This window comes from Mesorhizobium sp. B2-3-4 (assembly GCF_006442315.1).
In the GTDB taxonomy this organism is placed as follows: Bacteria; Pseudomonadota; Alphaproteobacteria; order Rhizobiales; family Rhizobiaceae; genus Mesorhizobium.
This window is the reverse complement of sequence record NZ_VFVY01000009.1, coordinates 202,097-227,918: the sequence shown is the minus strand read 5'-3', so window position 1 is coordinate 227,918 and position 25,822 is coordinate 202,097. Positions and strand designations below refer to the sequence as shown.

22 protein-coding genes are annotated in these 25,822 nt (G+C 59.2%); 14 read left to right on the top strand and 8 right to left on the bottom strand.

What is annotated here, in order from left to right:
- Nucleotides 1-12: 12 nt before the first annotated feature.
- From rfbB to FJ967_RS16185, 7 genes are all read left to right on the top strand, one after another.
- Nucleotides 13-1,083 carry a dTDP-glucose 4,6-dehydratase gene (gene rfbB / locus FJ967_RS16215; protein ID WP_140732868.1) on the top strand — a complete coding sequence of 357 codons (1,071 nt, stop codon included), beginning with the start codon at nucleotides 13-15 and terminating at the stop codon, nucleotides 1,081-1,083.
- Nucleotides 1,080-1,988 carry a dTDP-4-dehydrorhamnose reductase gene (gene rfbD, locus FJ967_RS16210; RefSeq protein WP_140732818.1) on the top strand — a complete coding sequence of 303 codons (909 nt, stop codon included), beginning with the start codon at nucleotides 1,080-1,082 and terminating at the stop codon, nucleotides 1,986-1,988. Before rfbB ends, rfbD begins: the two co-directional genes overlap by 4 nt.
- Nucleotides 1,985-3,421 (top strand): hypothetical protein, encoded by a 1,437-nt coding sequence (locus FJ967_RS16205; protein ID WP_140732817.1) that lies wholly within the window; start codon nucleotides 1,985-1,987, stop codon nucleotides 3,419-3,421. Before rfbD ends, FJ967_RS16205 begins: the two co-directional genes overlap by 4 nt.
- Nucleotides 3,422-3,434: 13 nt before the next feature.
- Complete coding sequence (locus FJ967_RS16200; protein WP_140732816.1) at nucleotides 3,435-5,405, top strand: class I SAM-dependent methyltransferase; 1,971 nt, start codon at nucleotides 3,435-3,437, stop codon at nucleotides 5,403-5,405.
- Nucleotides 5,406-5,901: 496 nt separating this feature from the next.
- Entirely contained in the window at nucleotides 5,902-6,282 is a 381-nt protein-coding gene (locus tag FJ967_RS16195) for a hypothetical protein (RefSeq protein ID WP_140732815.1), read from the top strand.
- The gene (locus tag FJ967_RS16190) at nucleotides 6,279-6,998 is read left to right on the top strand and encodes a glycosyltransferase (RefSeq protein WP_140732814.1); all 720 of its coding nucleotides are present in this window, start codon (nucleotides 6,279-6,281) and stop codon (nucleotides 6,996-6,998) included. Before FJ967_RS16195 ends, FJ967_RS16190 begins: the two co-directional genes overlap by 4 nt.
- Entirely contained in the window at nucleotides 6,958-7,977 is a 1,020-nt protein-coding gene (locus tag FJ967_RS16185; RefSeq protein WP_181175907.1) for a methyltransferase domain-containing protein, read from the top strand. The genes FJ967_RS16190 and FJ967_RS16185 overlap by 41 nt, the downstream gene beginning before the upstream one ends.
- A 156-nt stretch (nucleotides 7,978-8,133) precedes the next feature.
- Here FJ967_RS16185 and FJ967_RS16180 read toward each other — a convergent pair whose 3' ends face one another.
- The gene (locus tag FJ967_RS16180; RefSeq protein ID WP_140732812.1) at nucleotides 8,134-8,835 is read right to left on the bottom strand and encodes an ABC transporter ATP-binding protein; all 702 of its coding nucleotides are present in this window, start codon (nucleotides 8,833-8,835) and stop codon (nucleotides 8,134-8,136) included.
- A gap of 5 nt (nucleotides 8,836-8,840) precedes the next feature.
- Complete coding sequence (locus tag FJ967_RS16175) at nucleotides 8,841-9,632, bottom strand: ABC transporter permease (RefSeq protein WP_140732811.1); 792 nt, start codon at nucleotides 9,630-9,632, stop codon at nucleotides 8,841-8,843.
- 415 nt (nucleotides 9,633-10,047) lie between these two features.
- Between FJ967_RS16175 and FJ967_RS16170 the strand changes: the two genes are divergently transcribed.
- The 3 genes from FJ967_RS16170 (at nucleotide 10,048) to FJ967_RS16155 (ending at nucleotide 13,878) form a co-directional block, all read left to right on the top strand.
- A complete protein-coding gene (locus FJ967_RS16170) occupies nucleotides 10,048-12,036 on the top strand; it encodes a nucleoside-diphosphate sugar epimerase/dehydratase (RefSeq protein ID WP_181175905.1) in 1,989 nt (662 codons plus the stop codon).
- Between the two features lie 249 nt (nucleotides 12,037-12,285).
- Entirely contained in the window at nucleotides 12,286-13,218 is a 933-nt protein-coding gene (locus FJ967_RS16160; RefSeq protein ID WP_140732809.1) for a glycosyltransferase family 2 protein, read from the top strand.
- 120 nt (nucleotides 13,219-13,338) lie between these two features.
- A complete protein-coding gene (locus FJ967_RS16155; RefSeq protein ID WP_140732866.1) occupies nucleotides 13,339-13,878 on the top strand; it encodes a sugar transferase in 540 nt (179 codons plus the stop codon).
- 33 nt (nucleotides 13,879-13,911) lie between these two features.
- Here FJ967_RS16155 and FJ967_RS16150 read toward each other — a convergent pair whose 3' ends face one another.
- Both FJ967_RS16150 and FJ967_RS16145 read right to left on the bottom strand, forming a co-directional pair.
- Complete coding sequence (locus FJ967_RS16150) at nucleotides 13,912-14,889, bottom strand: NAD-dependent epimerase/dehydratase family protein (RefSeq protein WP_140732808.1); 978 nt, start codon at nucleotides 14,887-14,889, stop codon at nucleotides 13,912-13,914.
- A 16-nt stretch (nucleotides 14,890-14,905) separates the two neighbouring features.
- The gene (locus FJ967_RS16145; RefSeq protein WP_140732807.1) at nucleotides 14,906-16,255 is read right to left on the bottom strand and encodes an O-antigen ligase; all 1,350 of its coding nucleotides are present in this window, start codon (nucleotides 16,253-16,255) and stop codon (nucleotides 14,906-14,908) included.
- A gap of 472 nt (nucleotides 16,256-16,727) precedes the next feature.
- On the opposite strand from FJ967_RS16145, the gene cysD reads away from it, so the two are divergent.
- The 4 genes from cysD to FJ967_RS16125 are packed head-to-tail and all read left to right on the top strand — an operon-like array spanning nucleotide 16,728 to nucleotide 21,664.
- Entirely contained in the window at nucleotides 16,728-17,633 is a 906-nt protein-coding gene (cysD, locus tag FJ967_RS16140; RefSeq protein WP_140732806.1) for a sulfate adenylyltransferase subunit CysD, read from the top strand.
- Nucleotides 17,634-17,635: 2 nt separating this feature from the next.
- A complete protein-coding gene (gene cysN, locus FJ967_RS16135; RefSeq protein ID WP_181175902.1) occupies nucleotides 17,636-19,573 on the top strand; it encodes a sulfate adenylyltransferase subunit CysN in 1,938 nt (645 codons plus the stop codon).
- 10 nt (nucleotides 19,574-19,583) lie between these two features.
- A complete protein-coding gene (gene cysQ, locus FJ967_RS16130; RefSeq protein WP_181175925.1) occupies nucleotides 19,584-20,384 on the top strand; it encodes a 3'(2'),5'-bisphosphate nucleotidase CysQ in 801 nt (266 codons plus the stop codon).
- Nucleotides 20,385-20,443: 59 nt separating this feature from the next.
- Nucleotides 20,444-21,664, top strand: coding sequence for an O-antigen ligase family protein (locus FJ967_RS16125; RefSeq protein WP_140732803.1), 1,221 nt, complete (start codon nucleotides 20,444-20,446; stop codon nucleotides 21,662-21,664).
- 118 nt (nucleotides 21,665-21,782) lie between these two features.
- On the opposite strand, the gene FJ967_RS16120 is transcribed toward FJ967_RS16125, so the two are convergent.
- From FJ967_RS16120 to FJ967_RS16105, 4 genes are all read right to left on the bottom strand, one after another.
- Nucleotides 21,783-22,925, bottom strand: coding sequence for a DegT/DnrJ/EryC1/StrS aminotransferase family protein (locus FJ967_RS16120; RefSeq protein WP_140732802.1), 1,143 nt, complete (start codon nucleotides 22,923-22,925; stop codon nucleotides 21,783-21,785).
- A 229-nt stretch (nucleotides 22,926-23,154) separates the two neighbouring features.
- Entirely contained in the window at nucleotides 23,155-24,078 is a 924-nt protein-coding gene (locus FJ967_RS16115) for a carbohydrate kinase (RefSeq protein WP_140732801.1), read from the bottom strand.
- Nucleotides 24,075-24,521 carry an RbsD/FucU domain-containing protein gene (locus FJ967_RS16110; RefSeq protein ID WP_140732800.1) on the bottom strand — a complete coding sequence of 149 codons (447 nt, stop codon included), beginning with the start codon at nucleotides 24,519-24,521 and terminating at the stop codon, nucleotides 24,075-24,077. The genes FJ967_RS16115 and FJ967_RS16110 overlap by 4 nt, the downstream gene beginning before the upstream one ends.
- Nucleotides 24,522-25,748, bottom strand: coding sequence for an ROK family transcriptional regulator (locus FJ967_RS16105; protein WP_140732799.1), 1,227 nt, complete (start codon nucleotides 25,746-25,748; stop codon nucleotides 24,522-24,524).
- Between the last annotated feature and the right edge of the window lie 74 nt (nucleotides 25,749-25,822).

Genomic DNA, 25,822 nt, shown 5'->3' with positions numbered 1-25,822 from the left:
GAGGACAGGGGCATGAATTTTCTGGTGACGGGCGGTGCCGGCTTCATCGGTTCGGCGGTATGCCGGCATCTGTGCGCCAATCCGGCCTACCGGGTGACCAATCTGGACAAGCTGACCTATGCGGGCAATCTGGCCTCGCTGCGACCGATCGAGAATGCCCACAATTACAGCTTCGCCCAGGCCGACATCTGCGACGAGCGCGCGGTGCTCGATCTCCTGCGCCGCGACGATATCGATATCGTCATGAACCTTGCCGCCGAAAGTCATGTCGACCGCTCCATCGATGGACCGGGCGCCTTCATCGAGACCAACATCGTCGGCACCTACAAGATCCTCAACGCCGCGCTGGAATACTGGCGTGGCCTTTCCGACGACAGGAAAAGCCGCTTCCGCTTCCATCACGTTTCCACCGACGAGGTGTTCGGCGACCTGCCTTTCGACGGCGGCATGTTCGTCGAGGAGACGCCCTACGCGCCGTCCTCGCCCTATTCCGCCTCGAAGGCGGCCTCGGACCATCTGGTGCGCGCCTGGCATGAGACCTACGGCCTGCCGGTCGTGCTTTCCAACTGTTCGAACAATTACGGTCCCTATCATTTCCCCGAGAAGCTGATCCCGCTCGTCATCCTCAACGCGCTCGACGAAAAGCCGCTGCCGGTCTATGGCGCCGGCGCCAATGTGCGCGACTGGCTGTTTGTCGAGGATCACGCGCGAGCCCTGGAACTCGTCGCCACCAAGGGTGCGCCGGGCGAGAGCTACAATGTCGGCGGCAATTCGGAGCGCACCAACCTTGCCGTCGTCGAGACGATCTGCGACCTGCTCGACACCAGGCGCCCGCGCGCCGGCGGCAGGCGCTATCGTGAGCTGATCTCGTTCGTCACCGACCGCCCCGGCCACGACCGCCGCTACGCCATCGACGCCACCAAGATAGGCCGCGAGCTCGGCTGGTCGCCCCGAGAGAATTTCGACAGCGGCCTGGCGCGGACCGTGGACTGGTTCCTCGACAACAAATGGTGGTGGGGCCCGATCCGCGAACAGCGCTATGCCGGCGAAAGATTGGGCGAAGCCCGCAAGGTGGGCGCGTGAGGCTCCTCGTCACCGGACGCGACGGCCAGGTCGCGACAAGCCTGCTGGAGGCCGGCCAGGCGCGCGCGGACGCGCAGATCGTCCCCGTCGGCCGGCCGCAGATCGATCTGGCAAGGCCCGACACCATCATCGACGTCATCGCCGCCGCCAGCCCCGACATCGTCGTGTCCGCTGCCGCCTATACCGCCGTGGACCAGGCCGAGGACGAACCCGATCTGGCCTTCGCGGTGAATGCGACCGGCGCGGGAAAGGTCGCCGAGGCCGCCGCGCGCCTGGGCGTACCGGTGATCCATCTGTCGACTGATTATGTCTTCGATGGAACCAAGGCCGACGCCTATGTCGAAACCGACCCGACGGCGCCGCTCGGCGTCTACGGCGCGTCCAAGCTTGCCGGCGAACAAGCGGTGGCGGCCGCCAACCCGCGCCACCTGATCCTGCGCACCGCCTGGGTCTACAGCCCGTTCGGCAAGAATTTCGTCAAAACCATGCTGCGGCTGGCCGCCGACCGCAACGAGATTTCGGTGGTATCGGATCAATGGGGAAATCCCACATCCGCGCTTGATATCGCCGACGCGATCCTGCATGCGGCGGCGATGCTGCATCGCAACAAGGATTTCGCCGCCTTCGGTACATATCACCTGGCCGGCACGGGCGACACCAACTGGAGCGGCTTTGCCCGTCATATCCTCGACACAAGCCTGAAGTTTGGTGGTTCCTGGGCGCGGGTACGGGATATCGAGACGATGGACTACCCAACCAAGGCGCGCCGCCCCGCCAACTCACAGCTATCGAGCGCGAAATTCGCCGATGTGTTCGCATGGAATGCGCCGGACTGGCGAGAGTCGGCGCAGGCGGTGGTGCGGCGACTGGTGATAGGCGAGACCCAACAGGCGCGAACCGCATGAACAAGCACCCTTCAGGGGAAAATCTGCAGGATGCGGTCCCTGCGCCCGAAAACGCCCAAAAGCGGCCCGCGAAGGCGCGGGCAGAGACGACGCCGGCTGACGCTAAGAAATCGACCGCTAGGCGCACCTGCATCATGGTGCTTGGCATGCACCGCTCGGGCACCAGCGCGCTGACAAGGGCGATCAGCCTGCTTGGCGCGGAACTGCCAAAGAATATGTTGGGCGCCAATCCGACGAATCCGGCAGGGCATTGGGAGCCGGTTAGGCTCATGGAGCTTCATGACCGGATGCTGGGCGAGGCTGGTAGCAGTTGGGACGATTGGCGGTCATTCGACCCGAATGACCTTGGTGCCGCACGCTTGCGCTTCTACAAAGCTGAAATCGCACGGCTGATTGACGAGGAATACGGCAGCGCTCCCCTGTTTGTGATGAAGGAGCCGCGCATCTCGCGGTTTGTGCCTCTGTATGCGGAGATTCTGGAAAGCATGCGGGTCGACGTTCGATACGTCTTGACTGAGCGCAATCCGCTTGCGGTGATCGCGTCGCTCGAAAAGCGAGGTAGCTTTACCTATGCGTTTAGCGCGCTTCTGTGGTTGCGTCATGAGTTGGAGGCTGAGTGCGCGACACGCGGCAAGCCGCGCGTCTTCTTGTCATACGAGAATATGATCGATGGTTGGCGGTCGGGAGTGGAAAGAATGACCGAGACGCTTCAAATAGAATGGCCCCGGCCGATCAACGATGCGCAGACGGCACTTTCAACGCATTTTTCTGCCGCGCATCAGCATCATGTGGCCAGCAGAGCACGGCTAGAAGCTGATCAGCGCATGACCAAATGGGTCAAGGATACCTATAGCGCCTTGATGGCACTGGAGAGAAATCCCAACGACGCTACCGCAACGGCGCAACTCGATGCAGTGAGAGATGCCTTCGATTGCGCCAGCCCGGTCTTCGGCGAGGCGTTTTTTCCTGAGATGCGCGTTCGCTCGGTCATGGATGCAGAAAAGCGCGCTCAACTTCAGCACCTTGTAGCGATACAGGCCCCAGAAATTGATAGACAAACCGCGGAACTCGAGCGTCTTCGACGGGAAATCGAGAACAGAGATGCCGACATCGCGAAGTTGCGGGACTCGCGCCTGACCGAAGCCGAGGCGCTGAACGCGGATTGGGATAGGAAGGAGAGGGCTACGAAGGCTCGTGAGGCGGAGTTGATCGCGGAAGCTGGTCGATCAACGCGGTTAGCCAGCGAAGCAGAAAGCCAAGCTCAATTGCTGAAGAAGGAATTAGAGGCACTCACCGCGGATCAAAGAAGGCTGATACTGGAGCGGGATCAGGCTCTGAGTGAAAAGCAGAGAGCACTGGAGGATCTGAACGTCGTCCATAGAAGTTATATGTGGCGGCTGACGTCGCTGTTCCGCACGAAGACGAAGGTGTGAGAGATTAGAATACATGCGCATTGCCAGCTTTACCATGTTTAAGAACGAAGAGGCCATTCTTGGGCCTTTTTGTGATCAACTTGACGAATTTTTCGACGTTTCTTTCTTCGTGGATCACGCATCTGTTGATGGTTCCGCTCTTTTTGTAGAAGACAGACTGAAAGGGGCTCAGGTATTCAAGTTAGTTGCGGATGGATATCCTCAAGCCGAGTTGGCAAATATATTTTCTAAGTTGGCGTTCGAAATATTTGAAGTTGATTTTCTATTTTTCTTGGATTGTGACGAATATCTCCCGTTTGCAAGTAGGAGTGAATTCGAGAAGGAGATCGTGAAAGGCAAAGGCTATTTGAATATGAATTGGAGGAATGTCGTTCCTATTAATCTGGACGGGGTTGACAGTTTTACAGAGGGTTTTGTTACGCTTCCGAAGCCATCAAAGTACACAAAGGTCGGGATCTCTAGAAAATTTTATCGCTCATATCCTGAGATGACCATCACGCAGGGGTATCATACAGTAATTGGTATTCCAAGCAACGTGCACCCCTACAACATATCCTCTATCGGGTTGCTTCATATGCCAATTCCGTTCCGAGAGAAATACCTAAATAAGATGGGGGCTTCTGCAAAAGTTGTCCGAGACAGCAAATTTCTTCACGAGAACCGTCTCGGTGTTCACTGGGTAGAGCATGATGATCTTATAAAGCGGCGGAACCTGACGGATGGCGATCTCAATAATATCGGGCTCCTATATCCAGAGATAGATCTTAAAGCGAAAACAAAACCGACTCGACTCGACTTCAATTTCCCGTACGTTCGAAGTCGATTTGACCCAGGAAAATTGATAGAGATTTCGTCGGAGATTGCGGATAGTAAGTCTGTGTCCGGCAGAAATAGAAGAGAGTTAACTTTGCTCGACAGATCTGGGAATGCAGTTCTGGTTTCGGACGGTGGTGTTATTTCTAAGATATCTGTAGAAAATCTAGGAAAGAACGTAATGGGACGTGAGAGTAAATCTGAACAAGCCGCGGTGAATCGAACCAAAGTTGATTCTTTCGACCCTGATGAGATTCAGGATAGATATATTGCCCCTCTTTTCTCCTTGCCGCGAAAACTACCGCTTACGGCGTGGGGAGGGCATATCCCTTTTCTGTTTGTGCTGTTTCGAAATTTGAAACCTGCATGTTATGTCGATCTCGGCGTTCATTTTGGCGCCAGCCTGATTGCTGCCGCAACGGCAGCCCAGAGTTATGATTTGAAAGCCGATTTATGGGGGGTGGATACTTGGGAAGGGGATGATCATGCTGGGCGCTACGAGGGCGATAAGATTCATGATGACCTCCAGGCGTTCTTAGATCGCAGTTTCTCTGGTGTGCATTTGATCCGGTCGACCTTTGACGAAGCAAGAGCTCAGTTTGAAGGGCGCCCTGTGGATTTGCTCCATATCGATGGATTGCACACATACGAGGCCGTAAAGCATGACTACGAACATTGGCTGCCCGTTTTGAGTGACAAGGGCGTGGTCATGTTTCATGACATCAGTGTTCGTGAACGTGACTTTGGCGTATGGCGGCTTTGGGACGAACTCAAGCAAAAGTTTCCGTCGCTGGAGTTTACGCATTCGCACGGCCTGGGTGTGCTCTTTGTCGGATCTAACAGCCTGAGCGATCCGTATCTCAGGTTGATGGTAGAGGATGCGCGCTTGTTCAGTGCGTATCGTGCGACTGTGTCTCAGATTGCTGAGTTACTGCCTCTTCGCTCTGCCTATCTTGCCACCGAAGTGCCGGTTGAGCAGGACGTCGCTAGCCCGGTTGGGCGAACGGGCGAAGGAGATGCCCAGGATGTCAGAAGGCAGTTGACCGACGCCCAGTGGGCGTTGCAGCACTACAAGAATCAGCTTCAAACAATCCGGCAGCACTATGAGGGTTCGACGAGCTGGAGGGTTTCCGCGCCGCTTCGGTATCTCAAGAGGCTGATGGGTAAATAGGTGTGCCGAAATGCGGATAGGATTTGTTGGGCCGTTTACCTATTTCGAGAATCATTTCCCCGAGAAATGGAGGACTAGGAGTAATATTCTTTGCCTGGATGTGGATGAATGGGACTATTCGTTTCTGACTAGGATGATTAATTTCAGACCTGATTTGACGGTATTTTATAGGCCGGAACTTTACCCGAAGAAATATTTGAAATCGATACCGGGAAAGAGGGTGGCATTTCTCAGTGAGCCGGTACAGTTAGTAGGGCATTCCGAGACTCTGGAAAGCTCACTTCGCAGTAGTGTTTATGAAAGAATGAGCTGGGATAGCTATCATCATAGTATATACTATGATGGGACCAAAAGATCGTCGATAGAGAGGCGAGGTTGGCCGATCAATGCTTATCGACCCTTGCCAATTGATACGTCTGCCTTCCGCTCAAGCGCCGGACGCCGGCCGATTGACGTAGCTTTCATTGGAAAGCCGACGCCTCATAGAGTGGCGGAAATGGATTTTCTGCGTTCGACGGATTTGAAATTTGCGTGGGTGGCCCATGGTTTGTCGGGGCGAGCTTTGGCTGCCCTGTTTAGAAGGTCGAAGGTTGTCCTTAATATTCACGCCGATGAGATGCCCTCGTTTGAGCCCAGAATTTATCTCGGGGCCGCGTGTGGCTGTGTGGTTCTGTCTGAGCCAATGGGGCAGCGGCCAGAGGTTATGAGGGAATCCATAATCGAATATTCGGGCTCGCTGGACTACGCGGGTGTCAAGAGCGCGTTGAGGTTATTCAATACAGGTGAGCCGCAGAGGGCCTCCGAGTTGGAGTCTTCTAAGCTGGGTGTGGATCGATTTTTACTGGATCTGGAAAGCGCGATTTTGGATCAGATATGACAACTATTTCGATAATTACGTGTACAAATAATGTAAAAAAGTATGACTCCATGAAGGAGAGTTTTTCTCTGATATCGGAGCGTGGGTACGATTTGGAATTCATTCCAATTTTTGACGCGAGGTCTATGACATCGGGATACAATCTCGGTATTGATCGATCCGGCGGTGAATGGTTGTTTTTCTGCCATGACGACATAAAGGTACTCAAGCTTTACGAACGTTTTTTCTCTGTGGCTTTCGAGGAATTCGACGTCTTTGGTGTATGTGGGACGCGGCGCTGCCAATCATCAAATTGGTATTACTCCGATCCGGGTGAACTGCTTGGAAGGGTTGTGATTCCCGGTGGCCGTTCTCAGCAAGCAGATAAGATGGAGGTTTTCTCTCGCGCTGAGGGCAATTGGAGAGCTCAGGCTCTAGATGGAGTATTTATTGCTTCAAAAGCCAGCATAGCAAGAGAGCTACGCTTCTCGGAAGAGATACAAGGATTTACATGCTACGATATAGACTATTCTTATAGATGTCACATACACGGATATAACGTTGGTGTCACTGATGGGATGCTATTAAAGCATGATAGTAAGGTGGAGAATTTTGATGAAAGAAAAATGCGAGACTGGCGGTCAAATCAGAAGATGATTTCAACAAAGTTTAACTTCTATCGTAAATTTGAAGACGGTGTTCGACACTTTACAGTGCCGTTTGTTGAAGGGTGCTGAGTATTTGACGATGGAAGAGAGTAGGCACGAATTGTTTTTTCTTTCCTCCGGTGACGATTCGCGACAGGATAAGATTGTAGGTGACGTTCGCGGCTACGTTCGAAATCTTGTTGGAAAGCGGTCCTCAGTTTTGGAAATTGGTCCGAGCTACATGCCGCTTTTCCCCAAGCGGGATGGCTTCAATGTGTCAATCGTTGACCATCTCGATCAATCGGGGCTCATCGAGAAGTATCAGGCTCTGAATGTCGACTCATCATTGATCGAACCTGTAGACTATGTCTGGCGCGGGGGGCCAATTTCGGCATTGTTGAATGAACGCCAATTCGATTTCATCTATGCTTCGCACGTCATCGAGCATACGACTGATCTCGTGCGTTTTATAGCCGACTGTGAGAAAATGCTTACCGAGCGTGGGCGTGTGGTCCTCGTCGTTCCAGACAAGAGATACTGTTTCGACATTTTTCAACCAGCTACAGACACTGCAAAAGTACTTGGAGATTACATACGCGGTTCGAAATCTCACGGCTTCGAGGCCTTATACCGAGAGGAATCTCAGGTGTCGGTTGAATATGATGGCAGAAACGTTCTGGCCTGGTGGCAAGGGCGCGTCTCGGCACTACATCTTATGCGCCGAGATCCGAGAGGGCGGATGAACAGCGCGTTAGCTGGGCACCGGAGTAAAGACTACGTCGACGCCCATGAGTACTTTTTTACACCGTCGGTTTTCCTGCTCATTTTGGAAGAGTTATACTTTCACGAATTGGTGAACGTCCGAGTCCGACTTTTAACTCGATCGCGGGGGTGTGAATTTTTGGCAATTCTCGACCGCCCCACTGTCTCGGAACGGCTCCCGACCGAGAGGTTCTGTGCGTTGAAGCGCGAGTTATCATTGAATTCTATCCGCGAGCAGGTTGAAGCATGGAGCAAGCTTTCACCTTTGGACGATCCACTGGACGTGAGTGGTCTGCTTTCAGATTGAATGAATTTGTTGGCCCTGTGATGAAGAGTTTCTGTTCGCCGCCACTTCTAGGTCGACAGTCCAGGGCTTGCTACGCGCCGACGAACGCGGGTCGGGAACTAGCCCGGTTTAGCTGATCTGTCGAGGCTCGACCTCAATATCAAAGATCGCTGGCTTTTAAGTCAGCGATTCTACCCGGCCGGCTCGAAGTGTGAGTTTCTTGGTGCAAACGCGGCGGATAAGCGCGTCATCATGGCTGGCCAGCACGATGATGCCGGCCTTTTCCGCCAGCTCGTCCATCCGTTGTTTGGCTTTTTCCTGGAATGACGCGTCGCCGGCGCCAATCCATTCATCCATCAGCAGGATTTCAGGTTCGAGCGCGGTCGCGATTGCGAATGCCAGACGTGCCGCCATGCCTTGACTGTACGCCTTGAACGGCAGGTCGATGAAGTCGCCCAGTTCGCTGAAATCGATTATTTCTTCCATCTTCTCTTCGATCTCGGCCATAGTCCAGCCGCTGATCAACCCCCTCAGCACGATGTTCCTGCGCCCGGTGGCCTCAGGGCGAAACCCTATGCTGATGTTGAACAGGGCATCGACCTTGCCCGTGATCGATACCCTTCCGCCCGATGGCTGGTAGATGCCGTACAGGACCTTGAGCAGGGTGGTCTTGCCAGCGCCATTCGGACCGACAAGACCCAACCGGTCGCCTGCCTTGAGTTCGAAGCTGACATCGTCGAGCGCCTGCACGACCTGTTTGGTGCCGGACTTTGCTATGTTTCCACCAAGATTGCTACGGCGTCGACCGGGCGCCGAAAGCGTCAACTTTTCAAACAGCCGATAGACGAGGCTGACATTGTTCAGTTCGATGGAGGTCATGAGGCTCAGATCAGGAAAACGATGCGCTTGCGATAACGGCCCAGCAGAAGCAGCGCAAGCACCCAGGTGCCGAGACAGATATACCCTGTCACCACCAGGGCATGGGTCGGGAATATACCCGCAGTGATCGGCTCGCGCACGCCCTCCAGGAAATAGGTGAACGGGTTCCAATGATAGGCATATTTTTGAATGCCTTCTTGCCCGCTATAGACCCAGAAGACCGGTGTCAGGAACATGCCCACCCGCATCAAGTTCCCCACAATGAACTCGCTATCGGGAAAGAAAGCGCCCAGGAATGCGAAGACCATGATAAATGCAGGGGTTGCCAAGACGATGAGCAACAGACCCAGCAATGATCGCAGCCAGTTCGTGTCGATGCCCTGACCGCTCAGCAGCAGGATAAGAACGCAACCCGCCAGCGAATAGCCAGCCCGGATGATGCTTTGCATCGTCAAGCGCATCACATAGACAAACAATGGCAGGGTCGTGCCTTGAATGAAGCTCGCTTCGCGCTGGAAGAGTGACACGCTCATGGTAATGATTTCGCTGAGATAGAACCATACCAGCATGCCGATGGCCACATAGGCTGGATAGCTTGGGTTGCTGGCGTCCTTGGTTACGAAAACAAACACGAATGTGCTGACGAAGGCAAAATAATTGACCAGCATCCAGAGTGGGCCGAGCGTCGTACGCCTATGCTGGTCGCCGATGTCCTCATGGGCAAGCGCAATCCAGACCCGGTACAACCTCACGGCCTTGGAGATATCGTCAAAAGCGCCGTTTAGTACTGCAATCATAGTTGGTAGTATCGCAATCCGTTGTTCCGACGCGTTATCCTTCGCTATTCGTAGCGAACCACCAAGCCCATCTCTAATAGACATTTCGACGGGCATATGGCAACGCATTGCGTCGTAACGAGGTCCAGCGCGGAGTCAACTGCGGCAAAACTGGGCACACATCGTGATGGGCTGCGGCTGTTTATGAGCAATTTCTAATTCTGACTCGCGACAATTTTCCGCGAACCGGGCTTCGTGTTCCTGTTGACCGCCGTTCTTCCCAAAAAAACATCTGGCTATGCCTCGCACCCCGCAGTATGCGATACAGCACGGCGGGGGCCGGAAATGCTACTTGGAATTGTGACGGCCACGGATGATTTCGTGTTCGCATTTTGCTGGTGGCCATGCCGAAAAGCCTGGAGTCTAGTCCCGTCCAATGAATTCCTATCTGGAAGCCGTCTTCGGATTGAGGCCGCAGGTGCGGCGCGCCGTCATCATGGTCCAGGACGTGGCCATGGTCCTGGTCGCCGTGGCGCTCAGCCTTGTCCTGTCGCGGTCGGATCTGTCGTTCGAGGCGCTCTCCAGGCAGGGCCTTGTCACCTGGGCCAGCATCGTGCTCATCAGCCATCTGCTGTTCCGGTATTGCGGCCTCTACACCACGGTCTGGCGCTTCGCCTCGACGCCTGATTTCTTCAACATCTTGAAGAGCTGCGCGATCCTGACATTTGTGCTCTACGCGGTTTCGATGGTCGTGCGTTCCTTCCAGCCGGTCGCGGGCCTCAACGAGCGCCAGTTCATCGTCTTCTTCCTCGTCTCCTTCACCATCATCTCGGCGCCCCGGCTGTTCTACCGCTTCCTGCGTGACGGCGCGAGCTGGGGTGTGCTGAACGGCAGGGATGACAGGGCGCGGGCCAAGCAGGCACTGTTCGTCGGGCGGCTCGGCGAGGCCGACCTGATCATCCGTTTCACGCGCACGGCGCAACCCGCCGACTATACCATCGCCGGCATCATGGCGACCGAGCGTGGCGCGCCGCTTGGCACGCGCATTCAGGGCGTTCCGGTGGTGGCGACCCGGCCGCGACTGGTCGATGTCCTGGAGGACTATGCGACCGGCACCAAGAGCCTCGACCTGCTGATCTTCGGCAGCGGCGCCGAGCATGAGATCGAAGAGTATTCCGAACTTGTTCGCGTCGCGCGTCACGGCGACATCGCGGTCGTGCAATTCTCGGGGCTTTCGCAGCTCGGCCAGGAGGGAAAGCTCGTTCTCGATGCCGTCGAGATGGAAACGATCCTGCGCCGCCCGACCGTGCCGTCAGACATCGAGCGTATCGGTGCCTTCGTCGGCGGCAAGCGCGTCCTGGTCACCGGAGGCGCCGGCTCCATCGGGCGAACGCTGGTCAAGCGGTCGGTGGAGCTTGGCGCCGAGGCTGTGCTGGTCGCCGACAATTCCGAATTCGGCATCTTCCAGTTGAGCCAGTATGTCAACGAGAAGGACCATGACCGCCTCAAGGTCCGCATCGTCGATGTCGCGGACCGCCGCCAGATGACGCGCGTCGTCACGGAATTCAAACCCGACATCATCTTCCATGCCGCGGCGCTGAAGCATGTTCCGCTGCTGGAGGAGAACTGGGAATCGGCCATCCAGACCAATGTCTTCGGCACGCTCGTTTGCGCCGAGGTCGCCGCCAGGTGCGGCGTGGCGCAGTTCGTCATGGTCTCGAGCGACAAGGCCGTCGATCCGACGTCGGTCCTCGGCATGACCAAACGCGCCGCCGAACAGATCGTCAGCGCCTTGCATGGCACGCCGGCCGGCGAGCCGGGCGGACGCCGCCCGGCCACCAAGTTCATCGCGGTCCGCTTCGGCAATGTCTTCGGCAGCAATGGCTCAGTGGCGACCATATTCCAGGCCCAGATCGAGGCCGGCGGGCCAGTCACCATAACGGACCGGCGCATGACGCGCTATTTCATGACTGTCGCCGAAGCGGTCGATCTCGTCATCATGTCGGCGGCCGATGCCGCGTCGCGGCCGGCCGACCAGGACTACGCGGTCTATATGCTCGACATGGGCAAGCCCGTGCCGATCCTCGAAGTGGCCGAAACGATGATCCGCATGTCGGGAAAAAGCCCCTATACGGACATTCCAATCCGCTTCACGGGCATCAGGCCGGGTGAGAAGCTCCACGAGACCCTTCACGGCGAAGACGAGGAGCTGGTCGAACTCAGCATTGAGAAGATTTTTGGCCTGAGCACCGATGTCGCGCAGTGGTCGGACGTCCAGGCAGCACTGGCGGCGCTGCAGCAATCGATGAAGAGTCAGGACAAGGCTGCCTCTCTCGCCATCCTGGCCGATCTCGACCGCGCAACCAAGACAAGAGCGAACGCGCGGCAGGATGCGGTCCCGAAGACGGTAGGGCAGGCGAGCTAGAGCAATTCCAGGAAAAGTGCGCAGCGGTTTTCCGTCCGGAACTGCGTGAAAACAAGAGACAGGCAATTCCAGGAAAAGTGTGCAGCGGTTTTCCGTCCGGAATTGCATGAAAGCAAGAGACAGGCAATTCCAGGAAAAGTGCGCAGCGGTTTTCCGTCCGGAATTGCGTGAAAGCAAGAGACAGGCAATTCCAGGAAAAGTGCGGTTCGTGGCTCGCAAAAACCTCGTGCGACAAGGCGTTTGACATCAGTGGGTAAGACGGATCTGCGCATTGCGGTGCTGATGGGTACGAAGGACGGCGCCGCCTTCATCGACGAGCAGATGCAATCGTTGCTCGCGCAATCCCATCCCCTGGTCGATCTCTGGATATCCGACGACGGCTCCGCCGATGGCACGACTGCAATCGTCGAAGCCTGGAAGCCCCGCTGGACGAAAGGCCGGATCACATTGGTGGAGGGACCGCGGCAAGGCTTTGCCGCCAACTTCCGGTCGATGATCCTCGATCCGCGCATCGAAGCGGATTGCTACGCCTTCAGCGACCAGGACGACGTCTGGGAGCCGGACAGGCTCGCAAGCGCCCTTGGCTGGATGCAGGCATTTGACGCTGACATTCCGCTGATGGCCTGCTCGCGAACCGCGACTATGACCGAAACCGGAAGCCTGGTCGGCCATTCGCCGCTGTTTGGCCGTCCGCCATCCTTCCGCAACGCGCTGGTGCAGAGCATTGCCGGCGGCAACACCATGCTGCTCAACCGCGCCGCGCGCGACCTGTTGGCCAGGGCCTGCGCGCGCACCGGCTTCGTCAGTCACGATTGGTGGACTTATCTGGTCGTTACCGGCGCCGGTGGAGTCGTCCGCTACGATCCGCGGCCATTGGTGCGTTACCGCCAGCATGCGGCAAACCTGGTCGGCGCCAATGCTTCGTGGCCGGCGCGGCTCTCGCGGCTCGGCCGCCTGTTCAAGGGCCAGTTCGCGGACTGGACCGATCTCAATCTTGCCGGTCTTGCCGTCAATCGCGATCTCCTGACCCTGGATGCGTTGGCATGCCTCGACCTGTTCGCCAACGGTCGGCAAGGTACCCTTTTCCAACGTTTGGGCGCCTTGCGCCAAAGCGGGGTTTACCGGCAGACCCTTGCCGGCACCCTTGGGCTCTATCTCGCCTTTGTGCTCGGTCGGATCTGAATATCGGGCAACCGCGCGGTGCGCTTGGTCAGGAGGCGGCCGCATGCTACGCCGGCCGATGGACGGGCTTCGCTCGCGATGCCGCGTGAAGTCCTGGCAGGGAGCCCGATCGGCCACTTCATGAACATAGCCAAGAAAATCTTCGATCGTGCCGGTGCGGCCGTGCTGCTGGTGGCAACCTCTCCCATCCTGTTGCTGTCCGTCCTTGCCGTGCGGGCATCGTCGCCAGGTCCGGTGATTTTTTCACAAACGCGGATTGGCCGTGAAGGCGCGCTTTTCCGCTGCCATAAATTGAGGACGATGTACCAGGGAACGCCGTCCTTACCTTCGCATGAGACCCCGGTGAGTGCCGTGACATCGGCTGGAAAGACCTTGCGGAAATTCAAGCTCGACGAACTGCCGCAACTCTGGAATGTCCTGCGCGGCGAAATGAGCCTGGTCGGGCCGCGTCCCTGCCTGCCGACCCAGACCGAACTGATCGAATGCCGCAGGCGTCTGGGGGTTTTACAGGCGCTGCCGGGGATGACGGGTCTCGCCCAGATCAGGGGTATCGACATGTCGGACCCGCAGCGTCTGGCCGAAACCGATGCCGTCTATCTCAGGACGGCGTCGTTCTGGCTCGACCTCCGGATTCTGGTTGGCACACTCTATCGCGGCTGAGCATCCGAAGGCGGAAGCCGGTCTTTGGGCCGCTCAAACGGGAGGTCGGGTCCCAGAGAGCCGCGCTATCTCGGTCAGCCGCTGCAGCGTGCCGGTTTCCGGTCGCCAGCCTTCTGAGGCAAGCAGGGAAGGGTCGCATATCTGTGTCGCGGTCAGACTCTCCCAGAACGTCCGCTTGCCAATCAGCATCGCAGCCGCCCGCATCGGCCCGGCCGGCATGGCCATCAGGCGCGCCGGCCTCCCGAGACCGCTGCGGAAGGCCGCGATGATGGCGGCGACCGAAACCGGCGGTACGTCGCTCGCGGTATAGATTGGGTGCAGCGGCTCGGGATGGCAAAGCAGGTGCCAGACCGCCTGTGCCGCCGATTGCGACGACAGCAGCGAGCGGCTGGCCGTCAGTGCGCCCGTCGGGATCGGCAGGGCCGTATCGGCAAGCCGCATCAGCGTCGCCAGGTTTCCTTTCATGCCGATCCCGTAGACCGGAGGCAGCCGCAATATGGCGGCGTCGGACCGGCCGTGGGAGGCATAGGCATCCAGAACGGCGATTTCCGCTTCACGTTTGGAGCGCCCGTAGGCGTCCTGCGGGGCAGGGACCGTGTCTTCGTCGACCTTGGCGCTGGCTCGTGCGCCGATCACGGCCCGGATCGAGGATAACAGGATGAACCGTCCGCTCGCCTGCGCGGCGGCGGCATGCGCCAGCTTCGCGCTCAATTGCACGTTGGCTGCGCGGAAATCGGCTTCGGTGGCATTTCCCTGATCATTGTTCAAAGCCGCGCAATGGACGACCGCGGTAACATCCCTGGTCAGTGCCAGGAAGGCCGAAGCCGGCGCATCGAAATCCGGCATCGGCACAATGTCGGACTCCGGCCCAAGTCTATCCGGCTCAAGTCTCTGCGGCGCAAGTCTCTCCGGCCGGCGGGAGGCGAGGCGAAGCTCGACACCGGCCTCACGAAGCCTATGGACCACCTGGCGGCCGATTAAGCCCGTCGCGCCCGTCACCAGAACTTTCATGCCTCGCCCGGACCGGCTATCGGGTGGTGGCCGGCGGAGGTGTCAAAGCCTCCGTCTTTGATGGGGCCTCCGTCATTGATGGGACGGCTTGGCCGTTTGCCGGCAATGTGGTCTCGGCTTCCACCAAGGCGGCCTGGCGCCCGCTGGCGAGATATGTTCCCGACACCAGGAAGACCATGAAGACCGAATCCAGAATGTCATGGCCGATCAGGATGCCCGTCATTCCGGCGGTCAGATAGGTGATCACGAGGACGACAATCATCGTGGCGCCGAAGCGCTCGATCGGATCGGCGCTGTCGCGAAGGACCAGGGCGGCATTCCTGGCGGCAACCACAAAGATCGCCGCCAGCGTCAGCGCCCCCAGGATCCCCGCTTGCACCAGGGTGGTCAGGAAGCCGTTGTGGAAATGGCTGAAGCCCTCGTCCATCCCGAACTGCTCCTGAAAGCCCTGCTTGATCAAGGAACTGGTGGCGCCCACCCCATGGCCGAACAAGGGCCTCTCCCGAAATGCCTTCAGGCCGATATCCCAAAGGGCGACGCGCGAGCCCAAAGCCGTCGTGTGGTCGCCATGGGCCGCCAGCGCATCCCAGTCGGAATGTAGAAATTCGATACGCCCCGCTATCGTCTGGAAGCCTAAGATGGCGATCGCGACCGCAATCGCGGCCAGCAGCAAAAGGATGCGAGCGGCATTTCTGCCTTTCAGCCTCTGCTGGTTGATCAGCAGAATGGCGATGCCGGCAATCAACAGTGCCAGCCACACGATACGCGTACCGGAATAGATGATGGCGATCGTTCCGCCGAGCGCGGCGCAGATGAGGGCGATCCTGTATTTCTCCAGTCCGGAGACGGCACCCGCACCGCACATCAGCACCGCAAGGCAGAGCACCTCCGCGAACACGATCGCGTTGCCGGCTCCGCCCTCGGCGCGCATGTCAAACCGGTATTGCTGGTAGACCGCCAGCAGCAGGGCGCCGAAACAGGCTGCCATGCTGGCCAGCACGATGATGCGCACGAGCATTGTCTTTTGCGAAATGCTCCAGGTCGAATAGGAGATGGGGAAAAACAGGAAGGTGACCAGCGGGACAAGATGCCGGGCGTCGTTGACGATCGCGCCGTTGGCGATGGATGCCAGGACATTGCTTGCGCAGTAGGCATAGATCGCGATCGTCAGTGCCATCATCGCCCGGTCGACATTGAAGCGTCTTTTCCCGGAGGCGATCAACAGCACGGACCACAAGCCGCCGCCATTGAACACGAAGCTGACCACCGATCCCAACACCGGCGGAGAAAAGAAGCAGGCAACCGAAAAGTAGATATTGATCCGCGAAGGCGTGAATTGTTGCCTTATGGACGAAAGCCGGTTCAATTTTCGGACCCGCTGTTCTCGAGAGATTTGGTGCGGCACACCCTGGTCAGGGAAACCGAATGTGCCCGCCTCGAAATTGCCTCTGCTTCTTCGCCTGCCTTGCCCGCTCTGAAAAAGCGTATAGCGGCTGGGCTGCCGTTTCGATAGTGCGCCTGGATCGACTGCCGCCGAAAACCCGGGGGCGGGAGCAGTTGACCTGCCGCGGTGCTCTCTCAGGCAATATTTTTCCCGCCTTTTCCGGGCTGAAAGCTCTGTAAGCAGAAATTTCCGGGTTTTGCCACAGTCGTGGAAAATTCATTCTCGAACCGACCGTTGCCGGGCTCGTCTTGCATTGTTCTGGGCTGCGACGATCTGCTAGAACGCCCGCACGAAACAAGTTTGTCCAGAAGCGAAGCGTGAACCGGGCGTGGAAATGCTCGACGATTTGACGCAGGGTCTTCTGTTGCAAGACACGAGAGAACACTCACGGTCCATGACATCAGCGCTTACGCATCTGCAGCGGCTTGAAGCCGAGTCCATCCACATATTCCGCGAGGTCGCGGCAGCCTTCACCAAGCCGGTCATGCTTTATTCCGTCGGCAAGGATTCATCGGTGCTGATGCATCTGGCGATGAAGGCATTCTATCCGGCCAAGCCGCCATTCCCCTTTCTTCACGTCGACACCACCTGGAAATTTCGTGAGATGATCGCATTTCGCGATCAGATGGCGCAGAAGCTCGGCTTTGACCTTCTGGTTCACGTCAACGAAGACGGCGTGCGCGACAACATCAATCCGTTCGACCATGGTTCAAACACGCATACCCACGTCATGAAGACCGTGGCACTGCGCCAGGCGCTCGACAAATACGGCTTCGATGCCGCCTTTGGCGGTGCCCGTCGCGACGAGGAAAAGTCACGCGCCAAGGAGCGCATCTTCTCCTTCCGCAATGCCCAGCATGTGTGGGACCCCAAGAATCAGCGACCGGAAATGTGGAAGATTTTCAACACGCGCATCGCGCAAGGTGAATCGATCCGCGTCTTTCCCCTGTCGAACTGGACCGAACTCGACATCTGGCAGTACATTCTGCAGGAAAACATTCCGATCGTGCCGCTCTATTTCGCCAAGCGGCGGCCGGTGGTCGAGCGCGACGGCATGTTGATCCTCAAGGATGATGATCGCATGAAGCTGCGCCCCGGCGAAGTTGTGGAGGATCGGCTGGTGCGGTTCCGCACGCTTGGCTGCTATCCGCTGACCGGGGCCATCGAATCCGATGCCGACACGCTCGAAGCCATTGTCGGCGAGATGCTGACGGCGCGCACTTCCGAACGGCAGGGCCGCCTGATCGACCGCGATGAAGCCGGTTCGATGGAAAAGAAGAAGCGCGAGGGGTATTTCTGACCATGCGCCACATCATGGCAAAGAGCCTCGCTCCCACGGACGGCGTCCGCGATTATCTGGCCGCGCAGGAGAAGAAGTCGCTGCTGCGCTTCCTGACCTGCGGATCGGTGGACGACGGCAAGTCGACATTGATCGGACGCCTGCTGTCCGACACCAAGCAGATTTTCGAGGACCAGCTCGCCGCGCTGGAGCGCGACTCGCGCAAGCACGGCACGACGGGCGACGATATCGATTTCGCCTTGCTGGTTGACGGCCTCGAGGCCGAGCGCGAGCAAGGCATCACCATCGATGTCGCCTACCGCTTCTTCGCCACGCCCAAGCGTAAATTCATCGTCGCCGACACGCCCGGCCACGAGCAGTACACCCGCAACATGGCAACCGGCGCCTCGACCGCGGATCTGGCGATCGTGCTGATCGATGCGCGTCAGGGCGTGCTGCGCCAGACCCGGCGGCATTCGATCATCGCCTCGCTGCTCGGCATCCGCCACATCGTGCTGGCGGTCAACAAGATCGATCTCGTCGATTTCGACCAGGCGGTCTTCGACAGGATCGTCGAGGAGTACCGGCAGTTCTCACGCGATCTCGGCTTCCAGACCATCGCGCCGATCCCGATGTCTGCCCGCTACGGCGACAACGTCAGCAGCCGCTCCGAAAAGACGCAATGGTACGCCGGCCCGACTCTGATCGAGCATCTCGAAACCGTTTCGGTCGACGAAGCCATGGCCGAGCTGCCGTTTCGCTTTCCGGTGCAGTACGTCAATCGGCCCAATCTCGATTTTCGCGGTTTTGCCGGTACAATCGCCTCCGGTACCATCGCGCAAGGCGACGAGGTGGTCGTCGCCAAGTCGGGCAAGTCCTCGCATGTGAAGCGCATCGTGGCTCATGGCGGCGATCTCGCGCAGGCGGTCGCCGGCCAGGCCATAACGCTCGTCCTTGACGACGAGGTCGAGGTTTCCAGGGGCAATATGCTGGTTTCTCCGGCCGCGCGGCCGCAGGTCGCCGACCAGTTCGCCGCCAACATCGTCTGGTTCGACGAGCATGCGCTCCTGCCGGGCCGCTCCTACATCCTGCGCACCGAGACGGATCAGACCAGTGCCACCGTCACCGACTTGAAATACCGCATCAATGTCAACGACTTTGCCCATGAAGCGGCCAAGTCGCTTGAGATGAATGAAGTTGGCATCTGCAACATCTCGACGCGTGCGCCGATCGCCTTCGATCCGTTTGGCGAGAACCGCACCACCGGCGCCTTTATCCTGGTCGACCGCATCAGCAATGCCACGGTTGGCGCCGGCATGATCGTGCACTCGCTGCGCCGGGCCGAGAACATCCATTGGCAATCGCTCGACGTTGGCAAGCGCGTGCGCGCCGACATGAAGAACCAGCGGCCCGCCGTGTTCTGGTTCACCGGACTTTCCGGTTCGGGCAAGTCGACCATCGCCAACCTGTTCGAGAAGAAGCTGTTCGCCACCGGCCGGCACACCTATATCCTGGACGGTGACAATGTCCGCCATGGTCTCAACCGCGACCTCGGATTCACCGACGCCGATCGCGTCGAGAACATTCGCCGCGTCGCCGAAGTCGCCAAGCTGATGGCCGATGCCGGGCTGATCGTGATCGTCTCTTTCATTTCGCCGTTCAGCGCGGAACGGCGCATGGCCAGGGAGTTGATGGCCGATGGCGAGTTCATCGAGGTGTTTGTCGACACGCCTTTCGAGGAATGCGCCAGGCGCGATCCCAAGGGCCTCTATGCCCGTGCCCTGAATGGCGAGATCAAGAATTTCACCGGTGTCGATTCCCCTTACGAAGCGCCCGAAAAACCCGAAATCCATCTGAAGACCCTCGGCAGATCGGCCGAAGAGATGGTAGACGCCCTGGAACACTGGCTGAACGAGCGCGACATTGCCGAGGACCAATACGACGATGGCGGCGGTATCTGACGATCAGGCGATGCTTGGCGTCTTCGAAGGGCTCGCCCTTGCGGCGGGCCGCGAGGTCATGCGCGTGTTCCACACCGGCTGCGCGGTCGACAGCAAGGCGGATGCATCGCCGGTCACCGAAGCCGATCGTGAGAGCGAGAAGATCATTCTCGAAGGGTTGCGTTCGGCCTATCCCGACATTCCCTGCGTGGCCGAGGAAGAGGCGGCGGCCGGCGTCATGCCGTCCGATCTCGGCAATGCCTTCTTCCTGATCGATCCGCTCGACGGGACTAAGGAATTCGTCAACCGGCGGACCGATTTCACCGTCAACATAGCCCTTGTCCGCCATGGTGTGCCGGAAGTCGGCGTCGTGTTCGCGCCGTGCACGGGCCGGTTCTTCTCCGGCCGGCCGGGCAGGGCGGAATCGATCGAGGTCGACAGTGATTACCGCATTGTCGCTCGCCGGCCGATTTCGGCGCGAGCGGCCACGACGCCGCTCGCGGTCGTCGCCAGTCGCTCGCACAACACGCCGGAAACGGATGCCTTCATCCGCGATCTCGGTGCCGCCGAAATCGTCTCGGTCGGCTCGTCGCTGAAATTCTGCCTCCTCGCCGCGGCCGAGGCTGACGTCTATCCGCGCTTCGGCCGCACCATGGAATGGGACACGGCGGCCGGCGATGCGGTTCTGCGTGCCGCCGGTGGCGTGACGCGTACGCTGGACGGCAAGCCGTTGACCTATGGCAAGCGCGACCAGGCCGATGACGAGGATTTCGCCAATCCGCATTTCATTGCCAGCGGCAGGGCTGCAACCGGGGGACGTATCGAGCGTTGAGGTGAAAACCTTTCGTCGATGACCTATCCTGTATCGACGTTCCCTGAGTCGGTAAGTGAATGCCTTTTTTTCAGAAATGCCATGCAGTCGTTTCGGGCGGACTTCCGTTATGGACCAGCGATCTCGATGAACTGATCCTCAGGGTGTGGATGGGCCTCTATGTGCTTGCTCCAGCCCTTTTCATCTTTGTCGAAATGTCGCCGACCGTCCTGGCGCTTGTCGCGGGGCTCATAGGCGCTCTCACGATTTTGACGACGCGTCAGCGCTTCGGCAGAGGGACGATGGGCGTCGCCGTCGCGCTTGCCCTCCTGTCCGCTTTTGTCCTTTCGAGCGCGCTCTGGTCTGTCGACGCGGGCCGCTCAATAGGCACCGCGAAGGACGTGTTTGGCTACTCGATCGCCGCCCTCCTGCTGTTTCAGGGCATCCTCGCGCTTTCGAATGCGCGACGCGACCGGCTCGCATGGGTTTCATTGGTCGGCTTGTTGATCGGCCTGGTGTCGGTGATGGGGCGGGAACTGTATTTCGCGTTCTTGACCGAGGATCCGCGATTTGTGGAAAATGTCTTCACCCTCCATAAGATCACCGTCTACGGGGCGTTCTTTTCCGTCATCCTTGTTGCCCAGCCGGGGCTGGCCTGGAAGGGCCTTGCGGGGCTCTTTGCCGTGCTGACTTTGCTCTATGGTCAATCGACCGGCGTCAATCTGGCAATTGTCTTTGTGGCGGTCATGTTTGTCGTTCCCGAGAAATACCGGCAACAGGTCTTGGTCGGTTTCTTCGCCGTCTATCTGTCCTTGGCAATAATCGGCCCCTTCGTCGTTTCGCCGCTGTTCGCCTTTCTCAAGACGACGGGATCGCTGGCTTTCTATCCAGGAACCTTCGCCGCACGGCTTGATCTTTGGCAGATGATCTCGCCCCATATCTCGGACCGGCCGGTTCTCGGCCACGGCGTCAATACGATGCGAAACGCGGTCGGGGTTGTCGTCAGTCCTACATATTATGCGCAGACGGATCTCCCGAGCGCGCACAATATCGTATTCGATCTCTGGTACGAGCTGGGAGCGGTGGGCATCATCGTATACGGGATGCTTTTGGCGGCGATCATAAGAATGATCCGCAGGTTGACCGGCTCCTGCCACTTCATAGCCAGCAACTGCCTGATCATAGCCGTCATCGAACTTTCCGTCGACCACCGGGTCTGGTTGTCATGGGTGCTGGGAACTTTGGTCTTCATCGCCGGCATTTGCCTGCTGCACTGCCGTTCCACGGCGCGGCCCGAATAGACGGCTGGACCGTAAACGGCGCGGCGGCGTCGCCGGAATAACGGGCACGCGCAGCACCACGCCGGCGCAATATCACCGGCGACGGTGCATCGATCGTTATGGCGGTTGCCTCCGGCCCCTATTCGGCCGCGGCCTGCGCCGAGTTCGAGCCGATATAGTTGCGGATCGTTTCGATGATCCGGTCCTGGTCGGCCTCGCTGAGATAGGGATGCATCGGCAGGCACAGGATGCGTTTGGGCAGGTCTTCCGAAACAGCAAGACCTGTCGGCGTGCGCGGGTAGTCGCGATAGGCGACCTGCTCGTGCAGCGGCTTGACGTAATAGATGACGGAAGGGATGCCCTTTTCGCTCAGATGCGCCCTGAGGCCGTCGCGTTTCGGCGTCTCGATCGCGTATTGCGCCCAGGCCGAACGGCTTCCGTCAAGGTTGCGGGCAGCGGTGACGATGTCGCCGAGGCCCTCGGCGTAGCGCTGGGCCACCACCTGCCGCGCTACCATTTCTTCCTCGAGGATGGCGAGCTTCTCGATCAGGATCGCCGCCTGTAGCGTGTCGAGCCGTGAATTGATGCCGACGCGGATGTTGTCGTACTGCGTCTCGCCCTTGCCGTGGAAGGCGAAGGATCTGAGCTGGTCGGCCAGTGCGTCGTCGTTGGTGAACATCGCGCCGCCATCGCCATAGCAACCGAGCGGCTTGGCCGGATAGAAGCTGGTCGAGCCGACATGGCCGAAGGCGCCGCACATCTTGCCTTCGAGCGACCCGCCCATCGACTGGGCGGCGTCCTCGATCACCAACAACCCCTCGCGATTGGCGATAGCCATGATCGCCTCATAGTCCGCGGCGAGCCCGAACAGGTCGACGGGGATGATCGCTTTCGGCTTCAGCCGGCCTTCCTTCTTGATGGCCGCAATCGCTGCCTCGAGGCTGGCAATGTCGATGTTGTAGGTCTTTGGATCGACATCGACAAAAACCGGCTCGGCCTTGGCCAGCGCCACCACTTCCGCCGTGGCAGCGAAGGTGAAGCTCGGCACGAACACCGCGTCACCCGGGCCGATGCCGGCGGCAAACAGTGGCAAGAGCAGCGCATCGGTGCCGTTGGCGCAGGCAACCACATGTTTGACGCCGACATAGGCGGCGAGCTTTTTCTCGAATTCGGCGACCTGCGGGCCAAGGATATAGCGGCCATCCTCGACGACGTGGTCGATCGCGGCTTTCAGCCGGTCGCGGATTCGTTCGCGCTGCGCGCCAAGATCGATGAATTGCATGTCGGCCTCGATACTGCCAGTAAACCGGCCCGCTGGTAACAGACTTGGCACGGCTGAAAAAGCCGGCGGGAGGCAGGGCGATTTGCGCTGATGTCGCAGCCCGTTACCGTCTTTTGCCGGCATAAGGCCTTGAAAAGCCGGAAAACCGGCCTTCAAGGCACATCTCTCGCCTTATCTATCGCGCTTTACCGGCGGATGGAAACATAAAGTGATCGCGCTGGAGGGCCGCTCAGCCGATCTCGTGCCGCCAGGGAGGATTGGCGCCGGCTCGTGACACCGTCACCGCCGCCGCCTTGGCGCCGAGCGCCAGCGCTTTGTGGATAGCGTCTTCGGACAGGCTGGAAATCGCCGTCTTCGTCAGCAGGCCCTGCTCGTGCAGGGAGGCAAGGATGCCGGCATTGAACGTGTCGCCGGCGCCGACGGTGTCCACCACCTTCACTTTCTCCGGCATGACGGTGACACGGTGCTGCTTGCTGTAGCCGACGGCTCCTTCGCTGCCATGCGTGACGACGATCAGCTTCGGGCCGCGGTCGAGCCAATTGCGCACGACATCCTCATGCGAGCCGGCCTCGCCGAACCAGTCGAGGTCTTCGTCCGACAGCTTGACGATGTCGGCCATGGCCATCATGGCGCGGATGCGCCTGAGGTGCTTGGCCTTGTCGGGGATGAAATTCGGCCGGATGTTGGGGTCGAGCATCATGACGCGGGACTGATGCTCGCGCCGCATGAATTCCTCATAGGCCGAGCCCGCCGGCTCCGAGATCAGGCTGATGGCGCCGAACAGCATCGCCTCGATCTCGCCGCCGAGTTGCGGCAGGTCCTCGACGGTCAGCAGGCGCCCGGCCGTGTTCTCGTCATAGAAGGTGTAGGTCGCCTGGCCGTTGTTCAGCCGCACGAAGGCCAGCGTCGTCGGCCGGGGCGAGGTGTGCGCGTAGGTTGAGCTGACCTTGCTTGCGCCAAGCGCATCGCGGAACTGTCCGCCGAAAAGGTCCGACGACAAACCAGAGAAGAAGCCGGCCGGCGCACCGAGGCGGCCAAGCGCGATCGCGCTGTTGAAGACAGCGCCGCCGACATAGGGAGCAAAGGCGGACTCTCCCTGCGTGGTGGTGCGCGGCAGCATGTCGATGAGGGCTTCGCCGCAGCAAAGGATCATTTGTTTGTACTCTCCGGCGGATGGACCACGCCCTTGCGGATGATGATATTGGCGTAGAGTCTAGGCTCACTGGTCGCCACGATTGCATACGCGGCCTTGGCGCGTGCATAGAAGTCGGTGCCGGCCAGCGCAACCACCTTGCGGCTGGGCGCGCGCTTTGCGCACAGCGCTTCAATCTCGCGGTGTACGGGGTCGGCAAGCGAAGGATCGCCTTTGACCGAGGCGCGAAACAGTGCCTCCGGCACGACATCGTCGACCGGGAGCAGCGTCAGTATGGCATCAAGCACCGGCATCAGGTGGTGGCCGTCGGCTCGCACCAGCCGCCTGGCGTGCTCCTGCGCCGGATAATTTCCGTCGACCAGGGCAATCTCGTCACCATGGCCCATGGCGCGCAATGTCGCCAGAAGCTCCGGACCAAGCAGCGCCGGAATCCCGATCAGCATTCAGGCGCTCCTGGAGATCGTCGTCGAGCCGATGAGGAAGCGTTCGGAAAGCGGCAGGCTGGCGCCTCCGAGCGCGCGGGCATGGATGCCGACGCTTCCCTCGCGGACGGCCGGAAGTTTCAGGCCTTCGCCGTCGATCGCGCCTATTGCCGTCACGACCGCCTCGACCAACCTGTGGCGCACGGCCTTCGGCATCCAGCCGTCGATCACCGCGGCCTCGAAGTCGATGACCGAGGACGCTGCCACGATGGCATAGGCGAGTGCCCGCGAGGCGCTGGCGATCCATTCGTCGAGTTCGGTGCCGATCTCCCCCCAATCCTCGGGCGAGGTCCACAGATACGAGGCCTCGACGCCGCGTGCGTTGAGCGCTTTTTCGAGCATGGCGATCGAAGCGACGTCGATGAGCTGGGTCGGTTTTCCATCCGGCCCCGGCACGGGCATGGAGCCGAGCGCACCGGCATTGCCGGTCGGACCGCCGAACAACCGGCCGTTGAGCACGATGCCGCCGCCGGCAAAGGCGCCGATGTAGAAATACACGAAGTCCCGCGCCGCGCCCGTCTGCCCGAAGACCAGTTCGGCGCCGCAGGCGGAGGTGGCATCGTTCTGCAGATAGACCGGAAAATCGCACTGCGACTGGATGTCGGCCCTGATGTCGCGATGGCGCCATTCGTCCATGACATGGCGCGGCGCGCCGGCGGTGTCGGCCCAGTTCCAGAGCTCGAACGGCATGGCGATGCCAAGGCCGGCAATGCGCTTGTCCTGTGCCGGTGTCAGTTCGCCGCGCATCGTCTTCATGCCTGCCGTGACGAACTCGACCGTCTCGCGTGGGGCAGGGTAGCGATAGGAATGTTGCAGCATCGCGCGCACGTTCCCGAGGAAATCGATCAATACGAGTTCGGCGCTGCGGCGGCCGATCTTGAGGCCTATGAAGAAGGCGCCTTCGGGGTTGAGTGCCATGGGAATGGAGGGTTGGCCGATTTTGCCGCGCAACGGCGCCTGGCGCACGAGCAGGCTTTCCTCCTCCAGTTCGCGCATGATGACGGAAACCGTCTGCGCCGAAAGTCCGGTCATGCGGGCGATGTCGGACTTGGCCAGACTGCCATGCTGGCGCACCAGCGAAAGCACCAGGCGCTCATTGTGGTCGCGCATGCCGCTCTGATTGGTGCCGCGGTGAATAAGGCTCTCATTCGCTTCGGGCGAACCATGCCTCGCAGTGGCGGTCTCCACCCTTTTCCTCCCGTTGTTTCCCCTCAATGCTTTTGGGCCAGAATGAGTGAACGGCGCAAGGCTGTCAATAATAA